18 protein-coding genes are annotated in these 17,462 nt (G+C 69.2%); 3 read left to right on the top strand and 15 right to left on the bottom strand.

Annotation, left to right across the window (positions count from 1 at the left end; all coding sequences use genetic code 11):
- The first annotated feature begins 18 nt into the window (after positions 1 to 18).
- Entirely contained in the window at positions 19 to 330 is a 312-nt protein-coding gene (locus G7043_RS10020) for a hypothetical protein (RefSeq protein ID WP_086666278.1), read from the top strand.
- Entirely contained in the window at positions 327 to 2,066 is a 1,740-nt protein-coding gene (locus tag G7043_RS10015; protein ID WP_166045295.1) for a WXG100 family type VII secretion target, read from the top strand. The genes G7043_RS10020 and G7043_RS10015 overlap by 4 nt, the downstream gene beginning before the upstream one ends.
- Before the next feature lie 147 nt (positions 2,067 to 2,213).
- On the opposite strand, the gene G7043_RS10010 is transcribed toward G7043_RS10015, so the two are convergent.
- Positions 2,214 to 3,599 (bottom strand): glycerol-3-phosphate dehydrogenase/oxidase, encoded by a 1,386-nt coding sequence (locus tag G7043_RS10010; protein ID WP_166045294.1) that lies wholly within the window; start codon positions 3,597 to 3,599, stop codon positions 2,214 to 2,216.
- Positions 3,596 to 4,171 carry a TetR/AcrR family transcriptional regulator gene (locus G7043_RS10005; protein ID WP_166045293.1) on the bottom strand — a complete coding sequence of 192 codons (576 nt, stop codon included), beginning with the start codon at positions 4,169 to 4,171 and terminating at the stop codon, positions 3,596 to 3,598. The genes G7043_RS10010 and G7043_RS10005 overlap by 4 nt, the downstream gene beginning before the upstream one ends.
- Here G7043_RS10005 and G7043_RS10000 point away from each other — a divergent pair.
- A complete protein-coding gene (locus G7043_RS10000) occupies positions 4,170 to 5,732 on the top strand; it encodes an FAD-binding oxidoreductase (RefSeq protein WP_166045292.1) in 1,563 nt (520 codons plus the stop codon). The genes G7043_RS10005 and G7043_RS10000 overlap by 2 nt on opposite strands.
- 62 nt (positions 5,733 to 5,794) lie before the next feature.
- Here the strand turns inward: G7043_RS10000 and G7043_RS09995 are convergent, their stop codons facing one another.
- The 13 genes from G7043_RS09995 to G7043_RS49830 form a co-directional block, all read right to left on the bottom strand.
- Positions 5,795 to 6,808: an NADP-dependent oxidoreductase gene (locus G7043_RS09995; protein WP_166045291.1), complete on the bottom strand. Its 1,014-nt coding sequence runs from the start codon at positions 6,806 to 6,808 to the stop codon at positions 5,795 to 5,797.
- 82 nt (positions 6,809 to 6,890) lie between these two features.
- Positions 6,891 to 7,607, bottom strand: coding sequence for a GNAT family N-acetyltransferase (locus G7043_RS49835; RefSeq protein ID WP_166045290.1), 717 nt, complete (start codon positions 7,605 to 7,607; stop codon positions 6,891 to 6,893).
- A complete protein-coding gene (locus G7043_RS09985) occupies positions 7,608 to 8,063 on the bottom strand; it encodes a hypothetical protein (RefSeq protein WP_166045289.1) in 456 nt (151 codons plus the stop codon). It abuts the gene before it with no gap.
- The gene (locus G7043_RS09980) at positions 8,060 to 10,879 is read right to left on the bottom strand and encodes an FtsK/SpoIIIE domain-containing protein (RefSeq protein WP_166045288.1); all 2,820 of its coding nucleotides are present in this window, start codon (positions 10,877 to 10,879) and stop codon (positions 8,060 to 8,062) included. The genes G7043_RS09985 and G7043_RS09980 overlap by 4 nt, the downstream gene beginning before the upstream one ends.
- Positions 10,879 to 11,130, bottom strand: a complete 252-nt coding sequence (locus tag G7043_RS09975; protein WP_166045287.1) for a hypothetical protein — start codon at positions 11,128 to 11,130, stop codon at positions 10,879 to 10,881. The genes G7043_RS09980 and G7043_RS09975 overlap by 1 nt, the downstream gene beginning before the upstream one ends.
- Positions 11,130 to 11,390, bottom strand: a complete 261-nt coding sequence (locus tag G7043_RS09970; RefSeq protein WP_030467713.1) for a hypothetical protein — start codon at positions 11,388 to 11,390, stop codon at positions 11,130 to 11,132. The genes G7043_RS09975 and G7043_RS09970 overlap by 1 nt, the downstream gene beginning before the upstream one ends.
- A 240-nt stretch (positions 11,391 to 11,630) precedes the next feature.
- Entirely contained in the window at positions 11,631 to 12,050 is a 420-nt protein-coding gene (locus tag G7043_RS09965; RefSeq protein ID WP_166045286.1) for a hypothetical protein, read from the bottom strand.
- Between the two features lie 13 nt (positions 12,051 to 12,063).
- Positions 12,064 to 12,540, bottom strand: a complete 477-nt coding sequence (locus G7043_RS09960; RefSeq protein ID WP_166045285.1) for an alpha/beta hydrolase — start codon at positions 12,538 to 12,540, stop codon at positions 12,064 to 12,066.
- On the bottom strand, positions 12,541 to 13,125 hold the full coding sequence (locus G7043_RS09955; protein ID WP_166045284.1) for a DUF4232 domain-containing protein: 585 nt from the start codon (positions 13,123 to 13,125) through the stop codon (positions 12,541 to 12,543). It abuts the gene before it with no gap.
- Positions 13,126 to 13,211: 86 nt separating this feature from the next.
- Positions 13,212 to 13,775, bottom strand: coding sequence for a dihydrofolate reductase family protein (locus tag G7043_RS09950; RefSeq protein ID WP_166045283.1), 564 nt, complete (start codon positions 13,773 to 13,775; stop codon positions 13,212 to 13,214).
- A gap of 57 nt (positions 13,776 to 13,832) precedes the next feature.
- Positions 13,833 to 14,777 carry a gamma-glutamylcyclotransferase family protein gene (locus G7043_RS09945; RefSeq protein ID WP_242642088.1) on the bottom strand — a complete coding sequence of 315 codons (945 nt, stop codon included), beginning with the start codon at positions 14,775 to 14,777 and terminating at the stop codon, positions 13,833 to 13,835.
- Between the two features lie 268 nt (positions 14,778 to 15,045).
- Positions 15,046 to 15,996: a LysR family transcriptional regulator gene (locus G7043_RS09940; RefSeq protein ID WP_166045281.1), complete on the bottom strand. Its 951-nt coding sequence runs from the start codon at positions 15,994 to 15,996 to the stop codon at positions 15,046 to 15,048.
- 186 nt (positions 15,997 to 16,182) lie between these two features.
- Entirely contained in the window at positions 16,183 to 17,454 is a 1,272-nt protein-coding gene (locus tag G7043_RS49830) for a PhzF family phenazine biosynthesis isomerase (protein ID WP_166045280.1), read from the bottom strand.
- Positions 17,455 to 17,462: the final 8 nt, after the last annotated feature.

Raw genomic sequence — 17,462 nt, 5'->3', positions numbered from 1 at the left:
GGAGGAGGGGGTTCGGCGATGCAGTCAGCACACTTCAACATCGATCTCGATGAGCTGAGAAACCACGCCAAGAGCGTGGACCGGCTCATGGAACGGATGCGCAAGGCCACCGAGACGTGCGATCCCGGTGCGCTCACCACCGAGGCGTTCGGAGTCTTCCTCGGGTTCCTCGCCCAGAACGTCCTCGAGCGGGCCGGCCTGTCGCAGGACATGCTCGGCAAGGCCGCGAACTCGTTGATGGACATGGGCACCGGTCTCAAGGAGACCATCGAGCAGTACGAACAGGTCGACCTCGACAACATGTTCGGCTTCAAGGGAGGCCGGGGATGAACGCCCCAGCGTCGCAGGCCAAGGGCACCGACCCTCAGCAGCTGATCAGCTCCATCTCGAACACCTACTCCGCCATCGAGCGCGGCGACTGGGTCAACGCGGGCCTCGGCATCGCGAACTCGGCCATGGGCATCGTCGGCATGGCGTCGAACCCGCTGAGCGGCTTCCTCTCCGCCGGCTTCAGCTGGGCCATCCAGCACGTCGACTTCCTGCGCGAGCCGTTCGACGTCCTGCTCGGCAGCCCCGAGTCGATCGCCAAGATGTCGGAGTCGTTCAAGAGCGCGGGCAAGCAGGTCCACGACATCGCGCGCGAGTACGAGAAGATCTGCGTCACGCAGACCCGCGAGTGGGAGGGCCGCGCGGCTGACGGTTACCGCGCCGCGGCCAAGAAGCACGCCGGTGGCCTGGAGACCCTCGCCAAGTCGGTCGAGGGCATCGCCGGGGCGGTCAAGGGCGCGGGCGAGCTCGTCGGCACCGTCCGCAAGATGATCATGGACCTCATCAGCCAGGCCGTGTCCGACATGGTCATGAAGATCATCCAGTGGCTGGCGGCGTCGTTCCTGACGTTCGGCGCGGCCATCGCGGGCGCGATCGCGGACATCGTCACGACCGCGGTCAACTACGCGAAGAAGCTCGCCGACTTCCTGCAGAAGCTCGTCGGCTCCGTGCAGAAGCTGATGAACCTGATCAAGTCGGTCTCGCAGATCGCCAAGGTCGCCGAGCAGGTCATCGACGCGATCTCCTCGATGGCGCAGAAGGGCGGCGGAGGCGGTGCCGGCGGCATCACCCGGCAGACCCAGGGCGGCTTCGACGGCATCCGCGCCGACCAGCAGGACCGCGCGTCCGCCGGTGCGGGCGGCACCTACACGAGCGGTGCGGGTGGCGTTCCCGGCAGCAGCGGCCTCGGTCAGTCGGGCGCGGGCCCTCAGGTCAACCCGTTCCAGCCGGTCGCCGGTGGCGCTCAGGGCGGTTACCCGGACGGGTGGAGCGCCGGCGGTGGCGCGGGCGGCCAGGTGCGGCCGTTCCCGCCGTTGCCCGGTCAGCCCGGCAGCTACCCCGGCAGCAGGCCGCCCGGAACGCTTCCTCCCGGTCACCCCGGCGGTGGCGCGGGTGGTGGCGCGGGCGGCGTCGGCGGCCCCGGTGCGCCCGGTACGGGCACCGGTCAGGGCCGCTGGGTTCCCGGTCACTGGGAGCCGGCGGACAACACCTCGGCGTCCGGCGGCAACGTGAGCAAGCCGCCGTCGTTCGGCACCACGCCGAGCGCGCCGAACACCGACTGGTACCGCCCGGCCATCACGCCGGTGGACCGCCCGACCTTCACGCCGGTGGACCACGGCACGACCACCGCGGCCGGTGGTGGCGGCGGTGGTGGCGGTGGCGGCGGCATCCCGAAGGGCATGGGCGGCGGCGGTGGCGGGGGCATGCCCCCCGGCTTCGGCGGCGGCCCGGCCGGTGGCGGTGGCGCCGGTGGTACCGCGGCCACGCAGTTCGGTGGCGCGGCGGGTGTCATGGCGGCAGGCGGCGGCGGTGGCGCCGCGGCGGCCGGTGGCGTCCCGCACGGACCTGGCGGTGGCGGCTCCGGTGGCGCGGCCGGCGGCATGATGGGTGGCGCTCCGATGGGCGCCGGTGCCGGCGGTCAGCAGGGTGGCAACGGCGAGCACAAGCGGAAGGTGCGGATCGAGGGCGAGGCCCTGGTCGACCCGCCCAAGGCCGCGAAGCCGGTCATCGGCGAGTGACCTCGCACTCCTGCACCAGTTGATCTTGCGCTGAGAACGGGGCGTCCCTCACGGGGCGCCCCGTTTGTCCGGTATGGGAGGTTGATGAGGGGAGCTTTCATAAACGTCAGGTTTATGAAAGCTCCCCTCATCAACCTCCCGCCGCTTTCAGACGGAGGCGAGGAGTTTGGCGATCTCCGGGGCGGCCTTTTCGCGGTCTGCCGCTACCAGGCCGATTCGGGTGCGCCGGTCGAGGATGTCGTCGACGTCCAGCGCGCCCTCGTGGTTGATCGCGTGGACGACGTCGGCCTCGGTGACGCCCGGTGCGATCGGTGTGGTCGGCCGCGGCCTGTCGTCGACCAGCCGGATGTCCTTGGTGCGGCACGGGATCTGCGTCAGGTTCGTCGCGTTCACCGCGTCCGCCGCCATCTTGCGGTAGGTGGTGAGCTTGCCGCCGACGACCGTGATCACGCCGTTCGGCGCGGTCAGCACGGCGTGGTGGCGGGACAGGTCCGCGGTCTGGCCCTCGGCTTCGAGCAGCGGGCGCAGGCCGGCATAGCTGCCGATGACGTCCGCTCGCGTCAGTTCCCGTTGCAGGACCCCGGAAGCCGTCCTGAGCAGGAAGTCCACATCGGACTCGGGCACCGTCGGCACGTCCGGGATGTCGTCGACCGGCTCGTCGGTGAGACCGAGGTACGCGCGGCCGTTCGACTGGGGCAGCAGGAGCGCGTAGCGGTTGCGTTCGCCGGGCACCGGGATCGTGAGCGCGGTTTCGCTGAGGCCGACGGCTTTCGCGTCCACCACCAGGTGTGAGCCGCGGGACGGCTTGAGCTGCACCGGCGCCAGCGTGCCCGCCCAGACGCCGGTCGCGTTGATCACCGCCTTGGCCCTGATGGTGCACGTGGTGCCGGTGAGGGTGTCGTGCACTTCGGCGCCATCGCCTTGCAACACAACGACTTTCGCCCGCGTGATGATGCGGGCGCCGTACCCGGCGGCGGTGCGCGCGAGGGCGACCACGAGACGGGCGTCGTCGACCAGCTGGCCGTCGTAGTTGAGCAGTCCGCCGGTGAGCCGGTCGGGACTCAGGCCGGGAACCAGCGCGAGCGCCTCCTGCTTGGGCACGCGGCGCGGACGGGGCAGCACGCTGGCGGGCGTGCCGGCGGCGATGCGCAGGGCGTTGCCCGCCTTGAGCCCGGCCATCACGAAGTGGTTCGCGCCCGCGTGCAGCGGGAACAGCATCGGCAGCGTGCGGGTGAGGTGCGGCGCCGTCCTGGTCATCAGAATGCCGCGCTCGACCGCGCTCTCGTGGGCGAGCTTCACGTCGCCCTTGGCCAGATAGCGCAGGCCGCCGTGGACGAGCTTGCTGGACCACCGCGACGTCCCGAACGCCAGGTCGTGCGCCTCCAGCAGCACGGTCTTGAGGCCGCGCGACGCCGCGTCGAGCGCGACGCCCGTGCCGGTGACCCCGCCGCCGATCACCAGCACGTCGGCGACTTCCCGTTGTGCTGCTTCGAGGTCTTGCGCGCGCCTGGTGGCGTTCAGGGAGGTGTTCACGGCTTCAGCGCCCCGTCCAGTTGCTTGCCCAGCTCGTCCAGCAGCGCCGCGAAGTCGAGCCCGGACGTGGCGGGCTTGGTGGAGAGCACCATCGACTGCGTGGTCAGCAACACCACGCGCGCCTGCGTCTTGGCGTCGCCGAACCGGATCGACCCGTCGAGGTGGCCGGCCTCGATCTGGCCGATGAGGAACTGCTCGACCAGCCGCTGCGTGCTGCCGAGCCGTTCGGTGAGGTACGGCAGCATGAGGTCGGCGTCGAGCTGGAGCACCCGTTGCATGAGCGGGTTGCCCGACAACAGCCGGATCGCGTCCTTGGCCATGCCCACGAGCTGCTCGCGCGCGTCGCCCTGACCACTGGCCTGCCCGACCTCTTCGAGCAGTGCGGCGAACTCGCGCGTCATCAACGCCCGCACGAGGTGGTCGACGTCGGGATAGCGCCGGTACAGCGTCATGCGGCTCACGTTGGCCCGTTTCGCCACGTCGGTCAGGGTCGTCCGGCGTACGCCGACCTCGAGAACACACTCACGGGTGGCGTCGAGCAGCGCGTCGTGGGTGTGACGTTGAGACGTCATGTGTAACACTGTAGCAGTGACCAGGGCGAGATGGACCACCGAAACCGTGCCGCTGCCGCCTCACGCGCTGGCTTGGCTCAGTCAGCGCGTCGGGCTGGGGAAGCCGTTCGTCGAGGAGCCGCTGTCGGCGCCGGACTCGGCGTTGACGGCTGATGCCTTCACGGCGCTGGAGGCCGTGAGCACGATCAGCGTGGACGACGCCGACCGGCTGGGCCGGGCAGGAGGTCTGTCCTATTTGGACCTGCTGCGTCACCGCGGTCACGGCACTCCGGCCGTTCCTGACGCCGTGGTCCAGCCCGCCTCGCCGGCCGAGGTGGTCGAGGTGTTGCAGGTGTGCGTGGAGCACGACATCGCCGTGGTGCCGTTCGGTGGTGGCACGTCCGTGGTGGGTGGGGTAGAGGCCCTGCGCGGTGCCAAATCCGCTGTGGTGGCTCTGGACCTGGCGGGGCTCGGGTCGTTGGTGTCGATCGACCCGGTGTCCCGCGTCGCGGTGTTGCAGGCCGGGGTGACCGGGCCCGAGGCCGAGCGGCTGTTGGGGGAGCACGGGTTCACGCTCGGCCATGTCCCGCAGTCGTTCGAGCGGGCGACGATCGGTGGGTTCGCGGCCACTCGCTCAGCCGGCCAGGCCTCCTCCGGCTACGGCCGGTTCGAGGACATGGTCGAGTCCGTGCGCGTTGCCACCCCGGTCGGCGAGTGGGTCGTGGGGGCCGCGCCCGCTTCTGCCGCCGGGCCTGACCTGAAGCAGCTGGTGCTCGGCAGCGAGGGGCTCTTCGGGGTGATCACCGAGGTGTCCGTGCGGGTTCGGCCAAAGCCTTACGGTCCTCGGTACGAGGGTTTTGTCGTCGACGGCTGGGAGGCCGGGGCCGACCTCGTCCGGTCGCTGGCGCAGGACGGCGTGCTGGCCGACATCACCCGTCTGTCCGATGAGGACGAAACCGAGGTCGCGCTGGAACTGGCCGGTCCCAAGGCTTCCGCGCTGAAGAAGTACCTGCGGTTCCGCCGGGTTGAGCAACCCTGCCTGGTGATCCTCGGGTGGGAGTGCCGATCGAGGTCCGCGACCATGAGTGCGTTGAGCGGCAAGAAGGTCGTGCGCCTGGGGCGGGCTATGGGCGCTTCCTGGTTGCACGGACGGTTCAACGGGCCACGCCAGCGGGACGCGTTGCTGGACGCCGGGGTGTGCGTCGAGACGTTGGAGACCGCCACGCAGTGGTCACGCGTGTCGGAACTGCGGGATGCGGTGAAGGCCGCGCTGACCGCGGAACTGGGGAACCCCGTGGTGATGTGCCACATTTCGCACGCGTATGAAACCGGCGCTTCGCTGTACTTCACGGTGTTGGTGCCGCGCGATCTCGATGATCCGGTGGGCCAGTGGCAACGGGCCAAGGTCGCCGCCTCCGACGCGATCTCCCGGCTAGGCACGATCACCCATCACCACGCGGTAGGCCGGGACCACCAACCCTGGCTGGAACGCGAAATCGGCTCAATCGGCGTGGACGTCCTGCGAGCCGTCAAGGCCCAACTCGACCCGACCGGCATCCTCAACCCCGGCAAGCTGCTCTGAAAGGCACGCGGGGCCCTTTCGTACTGTCTGATAGTACGAAAGGGCCCCGCGTGCGCTCAGAATCAGAACTGGACGAGCATCTTGCCGGTGTTCTCGCCGCGCAGCATGCCCAGGAACGCGGACGGGGCCTGGCGGACGCCGCCCTCGACGACGGTCTCGCTGTACTTGAGCTCACCGGAGGCGATCCAGGCGCCGACCTCGGCCACGAACTGCGGCTGCAGGGCCTTGTGGTCGCCCACCAGCATGCCGCGCAGGGTCAGGCGCTTGGCCAGGATCTGGATCATGTTGCTCGGGCCGGAGGGCTTCTCCGACTCGTTGTACTGCGAGATGGCGCCGCACATCGTGATGCGGCCGTTCAGGTTCAGGTTCTCGATGGCGGCTTCGAGGTGCTCGCCGCCGACGTTGTCGAAGTACACGTCGATGCCGTCGGGCGCGGCAGCGGCGAGCTGCTCGGCGACCGGGCCGTCCTTGTAGTTGAAGGCGGCGTCGAAACCGAGTTCCTCGACCAGGTACTTGACCTTCTCGGCGGAACCGGCCGAGCCGATGACGCGCGAGGCACCCTTCAAGCGGGCGATCTGGCCCACCAGCTGGCCGACGGCGCCCGCTGCGCCGGAGACGAAGACGGCGTCGCCTTCCTTGAACTCGGCGGTGGCGAGGAGGCCGGCGTAGGCGGTCAGGCCGGTCATGCCCAGGGCGCCCAGGTAGGCGGAGAGGGGCGCGACGTTCGGGTCGACCTTCACCGTGTGAGTGGCGGGGACCACGGCGTAGTCGCGCCAGCCCAGACCGTGCAGGACGTTGTCGCCGACCGCGAGGCTGGTGACGTTCGTGCCCACGGCCACGACCTCGCCCACCGCGCCGCCCTCGAGAGGGGCACCGACCTGGAACGGCGGGACGTACGACTTGACGTCGTTCATGCGGCCGCGCATGTACGGGTCGACGCTCATGACCACGTTGCGCACCAGGACCTGACCTTCGCCCGGCGTCGGGACCTCGACCTCGGCGATCTCGAAGTTGTCCTCGGTCGGCCAGCCGGTGGGGCGGGACGCGAGCCGGACCTCGAGTGCGGTGCTGGTCATGGTCGAACCATCTCCATCCAAGTTTTGCGGATCAGTTATCCGTTTCAACCGCGGGTGCAACACGACTGTTCCGGAATGTGAGCTAGACCGCAGGAAGAAGGGTGGTGACGTCTCGATACGCGAAGCCGAGCTTGCGGTACAGAGCGATGGCCGGAGCGTTGTAGTTCTCCACGAACAGGGCGCACGTGCCGTAGAGCGACAAGAGAGAGGACGTGACGAACTGGCAGACGCGCCGCCCCAGGCCCTGTCCGACGCACGACGGATGCACCGCCACGCCCATCATGAAACCGACGTCCGCCGACGACCAAGCTTCGGCGGCGGTGGCCACCAGCTTGTCGCCCACGTGCACGCCTGCCCACCGACGCACGCCCGTTTCGCCTGGCCACGCCCATGACCCTGGGTTGGCCGCTTCGAGCAACGGCGAGACGTCATCCACACGGGACAGCCACGACACGTCGTCGTCGGGCAGAGGCAACGAGCCCGAGCGGTCCATCCAACCGAACGGCTTGTCTTCCACCCACGGCGTGGGCATCAGCTCTGCGACCTCGTGCGCGAGTGATCTCGACATCAACGGTCTGAGGGACACACCACGGCCGTGTGCCGCTAACAGCGACGCCACACCCTCTGCGGGTCCGGAGAGCACCAGACGACGGCGGCGGGTCAACGACGGGGCGTGCACGGCGACGGCGCCCCGGTGTTCCCAGGCGGCACCATCGGCCGACAACGCCTGGGACGCCCACCTGACCAGGGGGTCGGAGCAGGCGTCCAGCACGTCGGCCGTGGTGCGTAACCGGCGCACTCAGTCCTTCTGCTTGCGGCGCAACAGGGTTCGCTTGGCCAGCGAGTCCTCCAGCGCCTGGTACGCCAGGTCCATCGCGTGGTTGTACTCGCCCTGAGGACGCGGCGGCACGGACTCGTCCGGCGCCGGGAAGGTGACCATCTGCAGCCAGCGCTCGTTCCACAGCTGCTCGACGGCCTGCTCCCAGTGCAGCGCGGCGCCCATCCGCACGACCCGCTCCCGATCGCGCACCTCGGCGATCTGTTGCTGGGTCGACGCGATCCGCTCGGCGAGCTCGGTGCAGCGCACCTCGTCCAGCTTGCGCTGGCGGGCCGCGGCGTCCGTGGCGATCGCGATGATCTCCTTGTAGCGCTCGACCGCTGAAAGTTTCTCAGCCGGGGCGGGCACCTCGATCACCTCCTCGCTCTGGCGCTGCGCGGGCACCGGCTCGAACATCGTCGTCATCATCGGGTTCATGGAGCTTCTCCAGTGTCGAACGGGATGATCACTTGCGGTCGCGAGTGCTCGAACCTGTCGAAGAACAGGCCACGCCGCGGTCGAGGTGACCACGCCATCACCTGCTCCGGTCCGAGCGACAGCAGTTCCTTGCCCTGGACGTCGAACGCCACCCAGGCGCCGATGTCGTCGTAGACGCCCGGCGGGAGGCTCGCCTTCAGCCTCTGCACGCCGCGCCACCAGCCCAGCACGTGCGTGCGGTTCTCCGGGCCGTGCTTGAGGACGGTCCGCAGGCTGTCCACGCCGGACATCCGTGTCGTCGGGTCCTTCTGCTCCAGCAACGTCTGCGCGGCGTCCACTCCGTACAGCACCAGGTAGTGCGGTGACGGCGGGGTGTCGGCCGTGCCCGTGTTCAGCGACTGCAGCCGGGCCGCGGTGCGGTCCAGCAGTTCGCGGATGCCGTCGATGCCGATCACCGACGCATCGTGACCGTCGGCGCTCAGGCGTTTTGCCAGGTGCAACGCCGACGGCATCACCTCGTCGACCAGGCAGGCCAGCGTGAAGGCCGCCTCGTGCGGCTCGTGCTGCCTGCCCAGTGACGCGGCCGCTCCGCCGAGCACTGCGGCCGCGTCCTGGACCACGGAGCCGATCACCGCGATGTTGCGGCCCGGGGTCCGGGCGAAACGCACACGCGCCGCGCTGCCCGCGACGTCGATGACCTGTCCGAGAAGAACGGTAGGTGATGCGTCGCCCGGCCGCAGATCGAGGAAGTCCGGCAGGGCGTCCAGGAACGGGACCTTGCTGCCGTCGAACAGGCCGGGCGCCTCACCGGGCTCGAAGCGCCACAGATCGTTCTGCAGGGAGTCCATGGTGCCCTTGGACGTCGAGTCCGGGATGCGGCAGATCTCGTTGCCGGGCTTCACGCCCGACTCGTGGTTGATCACCGCGTGCCAGCGCGGCAGTTCCACCGCGGCGTCGTTCGCCGGCTCGGCCAGCACCCGGCGCGCCTTGGGCAGTGCGATCCGGACGGTGAACTGCTCGAAGATCGCGGACTTGCCCCAGAACCCCTCGATGCCCGAGACGTCCTGCGACGACAGCACGAGGTGGATGCCCTGCGAACGACCGCGCCGCGCCACGTCCTCCAGCAGCTGCGTCGCGGCGGCGGTGACCTGGTCGCGTTCGCCGAAGAGGTACTGGAACTCGTCGATCACCGCGACGATCCGCGGCCAGCGACCGGTTGGGTCTTCGGCGCGCAGGTGCTCCAGCTTGGTGACCTCGTGCTGCTTGGCCGCGTCCGCACGCCGGCGCATCTCGTCGGACAGGAACCGCAGCAGGGCCACTCCGAACTCGCGGTCGGTGTTGACGTTCACGCCGACCAGGCGTGCGTGCGGCAGCCACGACGGGTCCTTGCGGCCCGGCGCGAACTGCGCGAACGACACGCCTTCCTTGAAGTCCAGCAGGTACAGCTCCAGCTCGGACGGCGAGTACCGCGCACACAACGAGCCGAGCATCGCATACAGGAAGTTCGTCTTGCCCGAACCCGAAGGCCCGCCGATCAACGCGTGCGGCGAGGAGTCGCCGAGCTGCACGCAGACCGGTTCGCCGTCGTCGAACCCAACGGGCGCAACGACTCCGGCCGCCGAGTTCTCGGTCCACGGCCGTTCGGGCAGCAGATCGCCGAACTTGCTCATGCGCGAACGTCGTTCCTCGCGCTTCTCCGCGATGGCGGCGCAGGCGCGTGGCACGAGAGTGCGCGGCAGCGCGGGATCCAGCGTCACCGTCACGTGCTTGCCGGTCATCGTGCAGAACGCCGTGCCGTCGCCGCGCAACGACACGGTCTCCACCGGCGAGTTGATCGTGATCGGGATGTCCACGATGAACAGCTGCACACCGCACGCCAAACCGTTGCGCGCCACGCGTTGCAGCTGCTGCTGGTGTTCTTCCCGCAACGCCTTGCGGTTGCCGAACAGCACCGCGATCCGCCACGGCTCGGTGCGCCGGCCCTCTCCGCTGACCGAACGCACGGTCAGGTGCCCGTCGACCAGAACCTTGGTGTGCACCTGGCGAATGTGCTCGGACAGCTCGTCGAGCAGCTCGTGCAACCGCGCGGGGTCGTGCACGGTCAGCAAACCGGCGCGGGTCAACGGGTAGAGCCCCGGCAACGACCCGGTCAGCTGCCCGATGTCCCACACGTGCACGTGCACGAGACCCGGCTGGAAGTGCGACAGCACCCGCAGCAACAGGTTCTCCACCAGCGTGTCCGCGATCTGGCGACTGTCCGGAGTGGACGAGACGTGCAGGTGTGCCTGGTCCAGCAACGGGACCGCGACGGGGAACGGCGTGGCTTCCGGTGCGGACGTCACCACGCCCGTGCCGATCCGCCACAGTTCCGGCACGCCTTCGCTGCCGTCGTGCGTGCCCGGCGTGCCGAGCCACGACTCGTGCGGCCACGACGCGGGACCGGCGGCGACCGTGTTCACCAGCGCGGTCAGCTGGTCCGGACCCGACGCGGTCCACTCGTGGTACGACTGCTGCCAGTCGTGCTTGATCTGGGCGAGCCGCTCGGCGAACTCGGCCATCGACAGCGGCGCCTGACGCGGGTTGCGCAGCCGCTTCTCGTCCACGGTCAGGAACGAGGTCACCTGAGCCAGCGCGACGTCCTGCAGGGCGCGGTCGACGCCCATGCCGCGCACGGTGAACTCGAACATGTCCTTCGCGTGCTCGACCGCGAGTGCCCGGTGTTCGCGCGCCACGGAGCCCAGCGCGGCCGAGACGGCGCGCTGGAACTCCGCGAAGGCGTCCTCGACCCTTCGCCGCCGGTCGTCCCGCCTGCTCATCACAGCTCCACGGTGAGTCGTTGGATGCGCTCTAGGGTTCCCACCATCAGCTCAAGCTGATCAGGAAATCTTTCCTTCGCGCGCACGAACTCCGGTGGAAGCAGCGACTCGTGGTGGTTCTCACTCGACTCGGTGAGGATCGCCACCGCCTCGTCGAGGCCGTCCTGCGCGGACCGCACGCTCCGGTACGACTCACGCAGGATTTCGCTCGCCTGCTCGAGCGCGGCACGAACTTCGGCGATGGATGCCATCAAAGCCTGCTGTTGATGCCCTCGGCGCCGGATATGCCCGCACCGAGGTAGTTCTGCAGCTCGCTCACGCCGGAGACGACCTGGGCGAACTGGGCGTTCGTCGTTTCGACGTCCGCCTGCACAGACCCCTGCGTGACCGATGTCAGCAGTTGCTGCGCGTCCTCGGCGAGCTCAGCCGCCTGTTGGAGGGCCGACTGGCTTTGACTCGCCTTGTCGATCGCCTGGGCAATTGCGGCACGGACCTCTTCGATGCTGGCCATGTCGGCTCCCGAACCCTCCCGGAACAGGGTGGTCGTACAACCACCCTCAGTAGAGATTGTGGCGCGATTTTCACAGTTGAGACCGAAGATCGGCTAACCGGGTGGATGCCTGAATCCACTCGAACGGGCCTTGATTTAATGATCAGTTGAGCGTGCTGCTGGCCCCTTGTGCACGCGTGTAGGAACTCTCACAATGCCGCCTACAGCCCGTTGTGTTGATCTGGCGACCAGCCGGGTGAATCAAGACGGCTTGATGGGTGAGTTGTCACGCAAAGTGCCTGCACCAAACGGGTCATCTCCGGCCCACGCCTCCACCAGAACGCGTTCGGCACCCGGCACGAGCGCGCTGATCAGCTCTGGCTCGTCCAGAACGGTCCACGCGGTCGGGGGCTCGCACGCCACCCTGGGCGTGGCGAAACCGTCACCCAGCCCGCGCACGAAGGAGCGAACCGCCCGCGCCAGCGCCGCGGAGACGTTGTGGGTGGCCTTCTCCGGGCTCGGCCGGGTGATGACGACGGCCCAGCAGCCCGGCTCCTCGTCGGAGCAGTCACGGGCGTCCACGACCTGGGCGCCGCTGATGAGCGCGTCGCACGCAGCGAGCGCCTGTTGCTCGTCCGCCGCCTCGACCACGACGGTGATCAGCAGCACGAGGTCATCCACGTCCGAAATGGTGTCAGACGACCCGGCGGGCGAACTCCAGCACCCGAGTGACGGCCTCGGCGTCGGTCAGCAGGCCGTCGACGACGTGCTCCTCGAACGCGGACCCGCGAATCCGGTCGGTTCCCGCCCTCGTGTCCGAAATCGGCACGATCTCGTCGTCCGAACCGTGCAGCCACAACGTCGGCAGGTCGCCCAGCGCCGGCCCGAAGTTGACCTCGTCCATCAGGTCGGCCAACTCGTCGGACGCGCCGTCCCACAGGCCGAGCACCGGCGACACGAGCACCAGCGCGGCGAGCCCGGAATGCGTTTGCGCGTAACGAACCGCGGCGGGCGCGCCGGTGAAGTGTCCAATGAGGATGACCGGCAGCTCGGTCGCCTTCACCGCGGCCTCGACGTCCTCGGTCACCACGACCGGAACAGCGGCGGCGCGCAGCGAAACGGCGATGCGCTCGCCATGCGGCAGCACGGCGAGCCATCCAGGTGCGGACATCTACGAAGCGTAGAACGCGCTGATCTCGATCCGGCCACCGGAACACACAGGTCCGAGCGTCCACGGCACGGTCAGCGGCACCGTCTCGTCCGGCGGGATGGCCGCGGCCTTCGACGGCTCGGGCTGGCACGGGCCCTCGACGGGTTCGTTGCCCGACGGCACGACGCCCCAGTGCAGGTTCGCCGAGGCTTTCCCGCCCGGTGCGAGCGTCAGAGCCGCGGGGGCGGGGTCGGCCTTGCGCTCCAGCTTGGTCGGCACCGCGCCGGAGGCGTTCTCCAGCTGGAAACCGCTGTAGCCGTTCAAGGTACACGGCGCCGTGCTGGAGTTCGTCACGACGAACTTGCCGTACCTGTTGCCCGCGCCGGCGTCGGTCGGGTCGACCTGACCCTTCAACACGGACGAGTCGCAACGCTTCGCGGCAGGGCTGGCCGCGCCGGAGTTGCCGGCGGGCGCGGAGGTGGGGGTCGACGACGGGGTCGACGGGGAGGTGGGCAGCGTCTGCGTGCCGTTGTCCGAGGTTCTGTCGCCGCAGGCCGTCACGCCAGCAAGCACCAGCAGTCCGCAAGCGAGCAACCGTCGAGTCATGGGTGCACCTCCTACCAGTGAGGATGTGCCCAAACATCAACTCGCCCACACAACGTGCCGGTAATTCACCCGATGGTTTGGTGGCCTCAGCGCCTGGTCTCATACCTGGTCAGGAGCACGCCGTCGGGGAACGTCCGGGTCTCCACCAGGGCCAGGTTCACCCAGTTGTCCAGGGCAGTGAAGAACGGTGTGCCGCCGCCCACCAGAACCGGTGCGGTGACCAGCACGTACTCGTCGATCAGCCCGGCGCGCATCGCCGCCGCGGCGAGCGTGGCACCGGTGATGTCCATGGGGCCGCCGTCCTCGGCCTTGAGCCGGGTGATCTCGGTGACCGCGTCGCCGGTGACCAGGCGGGCGTTCCAGTCGACCGTGCTGATCGTGGAGGAGAACACCACCTTCGGCATGCGCAGCCAGCGGCCGGCGTACTCGACGTGCGCCGGTGTGGCGCCGGGCTGCTGGGCAGCGGTCGGCCAGTGGGAACTCATCCCCTCCCACAACTTGCGCCCGTACAGCGCCAACCCCGTCGCCCCCACGCGGTCGGACCACCACTGGAACAGCTCGTCGCTCGGCACGCTCCAGCCGAGGTCGCCGCCGGGCGCGGCGACGTAGCCGTCCAGGCTCAGGTTCATGGCGTAGGTCAATTTCCGCATGGCGTCAGCCTTCCGTGGGTCTGTGTTCGGCGTACAGACCGGCACGGCGCGGGAAAATCATCGGATCTGGTGGACGTCCCATCCGTCGGGCAGCTCGGACATGCCCTTCACCGCCGCGGTCCAGATGTACGTCCAGGCGATCCGGCCGTCCGGCAGCACGACGCGCACGCGGCGGTAGTCCTCGCCCTCGTACTCGTCGAGCAGCGGCAGCGACTGCTCGGGCGACTTCAGCCGCAGCACGAAACCGGGCACGCCCAGGCCGGCACCGGGACGCAACGCCGGGTAGCCCAGGCCCGTGTCGAACAACGTGCCGGGCAGGTGCGTCTCCTCGGACGCCACGACGTGCGGCTCCATCAGGTGCCAAGCGCTTGCGCCCGGCTGGAGCGTGCCGTAGACGAACAGCAGCTCGGGCCAGTCGTCGGCAGACGGCTCGCCGAGCACCTCGGTCACGTCCAGCCCGTCCGTCACGGCCGCCCTCTCGCCCAGGGTGAGGGCGCGTCGCTGCGAGACGTCCTCGCAACGGACCATACGGCCGTTGAAGAGCACGGGCATCCGCTTCTTGGAACCTGCCGTGTAGGCCAACACGCTGTCGATGACACCGCCGTTGTAGAGCACCACACGGCCCGTGTGCAGGCGTACGAGGCGATAGCGCAGTCCGCGGCCCTCGCAGCGGTCCAGCACGCGCAGCTGTTCGGGCGTGGCGAACCAGACGGAGTGCTCCTCGACGTGGCCGGGCTCGGCCGCCAGGGTCGCGGGACGCTGGCCGTCCCGGGCGCGCATGCCGGCGGCCCAGACAGCGGAAAGGCCCTCGCACCGTGCGCGCAGCACGACCGCGGGGCCTTCGAGTCCGAGCTCCTCGCGGAGCCAGGTGACCTTGCTGGGGTTGGCGTTCGAGCCGTAGCCGAGCACCGGCATTCGGGCTGCTAGCGGCGGTTCACCGTGGTTCGCGAGCCATTGGTCCAGATCGATGTTCTCCGGCTCCACGCGCCATCCCGACTCCATCGTGAGGTCCGGTCGCACTGGCCAGCCTGTTTCGTCCACGTGGACGAAACAGTGGTCTGGACGAGTACCCGGATAGGGCTCAGCCGGATGGCTTTCGTCGGTGAACGGTTGGGCCATTGGTCCATTGTGCCAGGGAGAGGGGCCAGATCGCGCCCCCTAATCGTGACCCATCCGATGTCTACTGCCGATTTCCTGGGTATGGGTGAGATCATTCACGTGGCATTCGAGTGACTAACCCGATGTCTATCTGTCGACACTCCGGCCGCGCTCAGGTGAACTCCGGGTGGGCCTCTGGGTGCGCGTCCCACCACCTGCGGTAGTCCGGGTTGCGGTCCAGCACCGACCGGTAGGCATCGGCGGCGCACGCGAACACCTCGTGCGCCCGCCCCGCCACCGGTGAGTCCCGCCGCGTCGCCACGAAGATGTCGGTCATCAGCGGCATCCCGCGCAACCGCCGGATCACGATGCCCTCGCCGGTCCGGGACGGCGCCGCCGCGAACGACACGCAGCCGCCCGCCACCAGGCCGCGCGCCATGCTCGCCTCGCCGGTGTGGTGCGTGAGCCGCGGCACGAACCCCGCGTCCGAGCAGGCCTGGAACATCTGGGTGCGGCTGCCGATGTGCTGTTTGGGCGGCGTCACCCAGTCGCGGTCGGCCAGTTCAGCCAGGTCGACCTCCTCCGACGCGGCCAGCGGGTCGGTCTCCGGCAGCGCGACGAACGACGGTTCGGTGACGAGTTTGCGCAGCTCTATGCCCGCCAGATCGCGCGCGTGCATGCCGTCGAAGAACTCGAACAGCGCCACGTGCACCTGGCCGGCTTCCAGCATGTCCACGATCTCCGCCGACGACGGCCGCACTTCCGCGCGCACGTCGTCGTTGAGCTGTCGCAGGCCCTCCACGAGCTTCGCGAAGTACAGGATCGGGATGCAGCCGAGGAACAACGGCCCGCGCCGGTTCGTCGCGCGGGTCGTGCCCATCAGCTGCGCCACCTCGTCGAGCACGAGTCTTGCCGTGCCCAGCACCCGACGGCCCAGGTCAGTGGGGACGCAGCCGTTGTGCGTCCGGTCGAACAGCTGTCCGCCGACGAGTCTCTCGACCGTGCGCAACTGGGCGGACAAAGCGGGTTGGGTCAGTCCGAGCCGCGTGGCGGCCCTGGTCACACTGCCTTCCTCGGCGATCGTCCGTACCGCGCGGAGGTGGCGGAGCTCCAGCTCGGGCATAAAGACCTTGTATCCCCGTTCTGAATGCGACACCACCCTTCGATCGGGGCATAGTGAGACTCGATCTTCCGGCCCGGCGCTTGCGGCAGCGCTCACGGGTCCGGTGCGGGAGGGTGCGCACCCCTCGGTTCGACGCTGCTGCCGCGCACCCTGCGCTCCGCGGTAGCAGCGTCGAACCCGTGAAAGTCAGGGGATGACAACCGCGGCGCCGGTCACGGACACCCGGCGGTCTTCGCGCGTCGCGTCGACCTCCAGGCGAGACGGCCTGCCCATGTCCTCGCCCTGGCTGATGACGAACCGTTGCGGCCCTTCGAGGTCGCGCAGGTAGCCACCGAACGCGGCGGCGGCAGCGCCCGTCGCCGCGTCCTCCACCACACCACCGACGGGGAACGGGTCGCGGGCGTGCACGACGCCCTCGTCGTCACGCCACCACAGGTGCACGGTCGTGAGGTCGTGCGCCAGCATCAGGTCGCGCAACGCGTCGAAGTCGTAGTCCAGCTCTGCCAACTGCTCCCGGTCGCGCAGCGGGATCAGCAGGTGCCGCGCCCCGCCGAACCCGACGTGCACCGGCGCGTCGCCGATCTCCTTGTACCGCAACGTTTCCAACGCCTGCCGCACCAGCTCCGGGTCCGCCTCGGACGTGCTGGTCGGCACGCTGGTCAACGTCGCCGTGCCGGCAGCGGTCTCGATGCTGATCTCACCGGCCGGCGTGTGGAACGTCAGCGGCCCGTCGCCGATCCGCTCGGCCAGCGCGACCGACGTGGCGATGGTGGCGTGGCCGCAGAACGGCACCTCCGCCTTGGGGCTGAAGTACCGGACGTCGAACTCACGCCCTTCCCGAGGGAGCACGAACGCCGTCTCGGAGTAGCCCAGCTTCGCGGCGATCGCGAGCATCACCTCGTCGGACAGGCCGGTCGCGTCCAGGACGACCCCCGCGGGGTTGCCGCCTGCCGGATCCTTCGTGAACGCGCTGTAGCGCAGCAGCTCCGTGGTCATGTCGCGTTCCAACGCCCATTTGTGCTGAAGTCTTCCGGCCGCGTGGAAGCTCTCCACGTAGGTCATGCCGATCTTCTCCATCACCCGGCCGGACGCGGCGTTGCCGTCGTGGTAGCCGGCGATCACGCGGTGGCTCCGCGCGAGCGCCCGGTCCCGCAACCTCGTCGCCATCCGCGTGGCCAGGCCGCGGCCCCAATGCGCCGGGTCGACCCACCAGCCGATCTCGATGCCGGCCTCGCCGCGGTACATCATCGAGCCGAGCCCGACCACCTCGCCGTGCTCGACCGCTGCGAACCAGCCGTAGCCGAACTCCTCGTGCAGCCGCAACGCCTTCTCGTGCCGTTCCTCCGCGTACTCCGGCGACCAGGGCTCGCCGTCGCCGACGTACTCGATCACCTGCGGATCCGACGACCAGCGCAGCAGGTGCTCGAAGTGCTCGTCCCCCCAAGCAACAAGTTCCATGAGAGCCA

Origin of the sequence: Lentzea alba, from assembly GCF_011067745.1 — a bacterium.
Taxonomy (GTDB): domain Bacteria; phylum Actinomycetota; class Actinomycetes; order Mycobacteriales; family Pseudonocardiaceae; genus Lentzea; species Lentzea alba.
Note: the sequence above shows the minus strand (reverse complement) of the source record. Positions and strands in the feature narration are given on the sequence as shown.

Bases quoted from the DNA above. Each gene is read 5' to 3' on its own strand.
- G7043_RS10020 (WP_086666278.1), top strand. From the start codon at position 19: ATGCAGTCAGCACACTTCAACATCGATCTCGATGAGCTGAGAAACCAC.
- G7043_RS10015 (WP_166045295.1), top strand. From the start codon at position 327: ATGAACGCCCCAGCGTCGCAGGCCAAGGGCACCGACCCTCAGCAGCTG.
- G7043_RS10000 (WP_166045292.1), top strand. From the start codon at position 4,170: ATGTGTAACACTGTAGCAGTGACCAGGGCGAGATGGACCACCGAAACC.
- G7043_RS10005 (WP_166045293.1), bottom strand. From the start codon at position 4,171: ATGACGTCTCAACGTCACACCCACGACGCGCTGCTCGACGCCACCCGT.
- G7043_RS09995 (WP_166045291.1), bottom strand. From the start codon at position 6,808: ATGACCAGCACCGCACTCGAGGTCCGGCTCGCGTCCCGCCCCACCGGC.
- G7043_RS09985 (WP_166045289.1), bottom strand. From the start codon at position 8,063: ATGAACCCGATGATGACGACGATGTTCGAGCCGGTGCCCGCGCAGCGC.
- G7043_RS09980 (WP_166045288.1), bottom strand. From the start codon at position 10,879: ATGAGCAGGCGGGACGACCGGCGGCGAAGGGTCGAGGACGCCTTCGCG.
- G7043_RS09975 (WP_166045287.1), bottom strand. From the start codon at position 11,130: ATGGCATCCATCGCCGAAGTTCGTGCCGCGCTCGAGCAGGCGAGCGAA.
- G7043_RS09970 (WP_030467713.1), bottom strand. From the start codon at position 11,390: ATGGCCAGCATCGAAGAGGTCCGTGCCGCAATTGCCCAGGCGATCGAC.
- G7043_RS09960 (WP_166045285.1), bottom strand. From the start codon at position 12,540: ATGTCCGCACCTGGATGGCTCGCCGTGCTGCCGCATGGCGAGCGCATC.
- G7043_RS09955 (WP_166045284.1), bottom strand. From the start codon at position 13,125: ATGACTCGACGGTTGCTCGCTTGCGGACTGCTGGTGCTTGCTGGCGTG.
- G7043_RS09950 (WP_166045283.1), bottom strand. From the start codon at position 13,775: ATGCGGAAATTGACCTACGCCATGAACCTGAGCCTGGACGGCTACGTC.
- G7043_RS09945 (WP_242642088.1), bottom strand. From the start codon at position 14,777: ATGGAGTCGGGATGGCGCGTGGAGCCGGAGAACATCGATCTGGACCAA.
- G7043_RS09940 (WP_166045281.1), bottom strand. From the start codon at position 15,996: ATGCCCGAGCTGGAGCTCCGCCACCTCCGCGCGGTACGGACGATCGCC.
- G7043_RS49830 (WP_166045280.1), bottom strand. From the start codon at position 17,454: ATGGAACTTGTTGCTTGGGGGGACGAGCACTTCGAGCACCTGCTGCGC.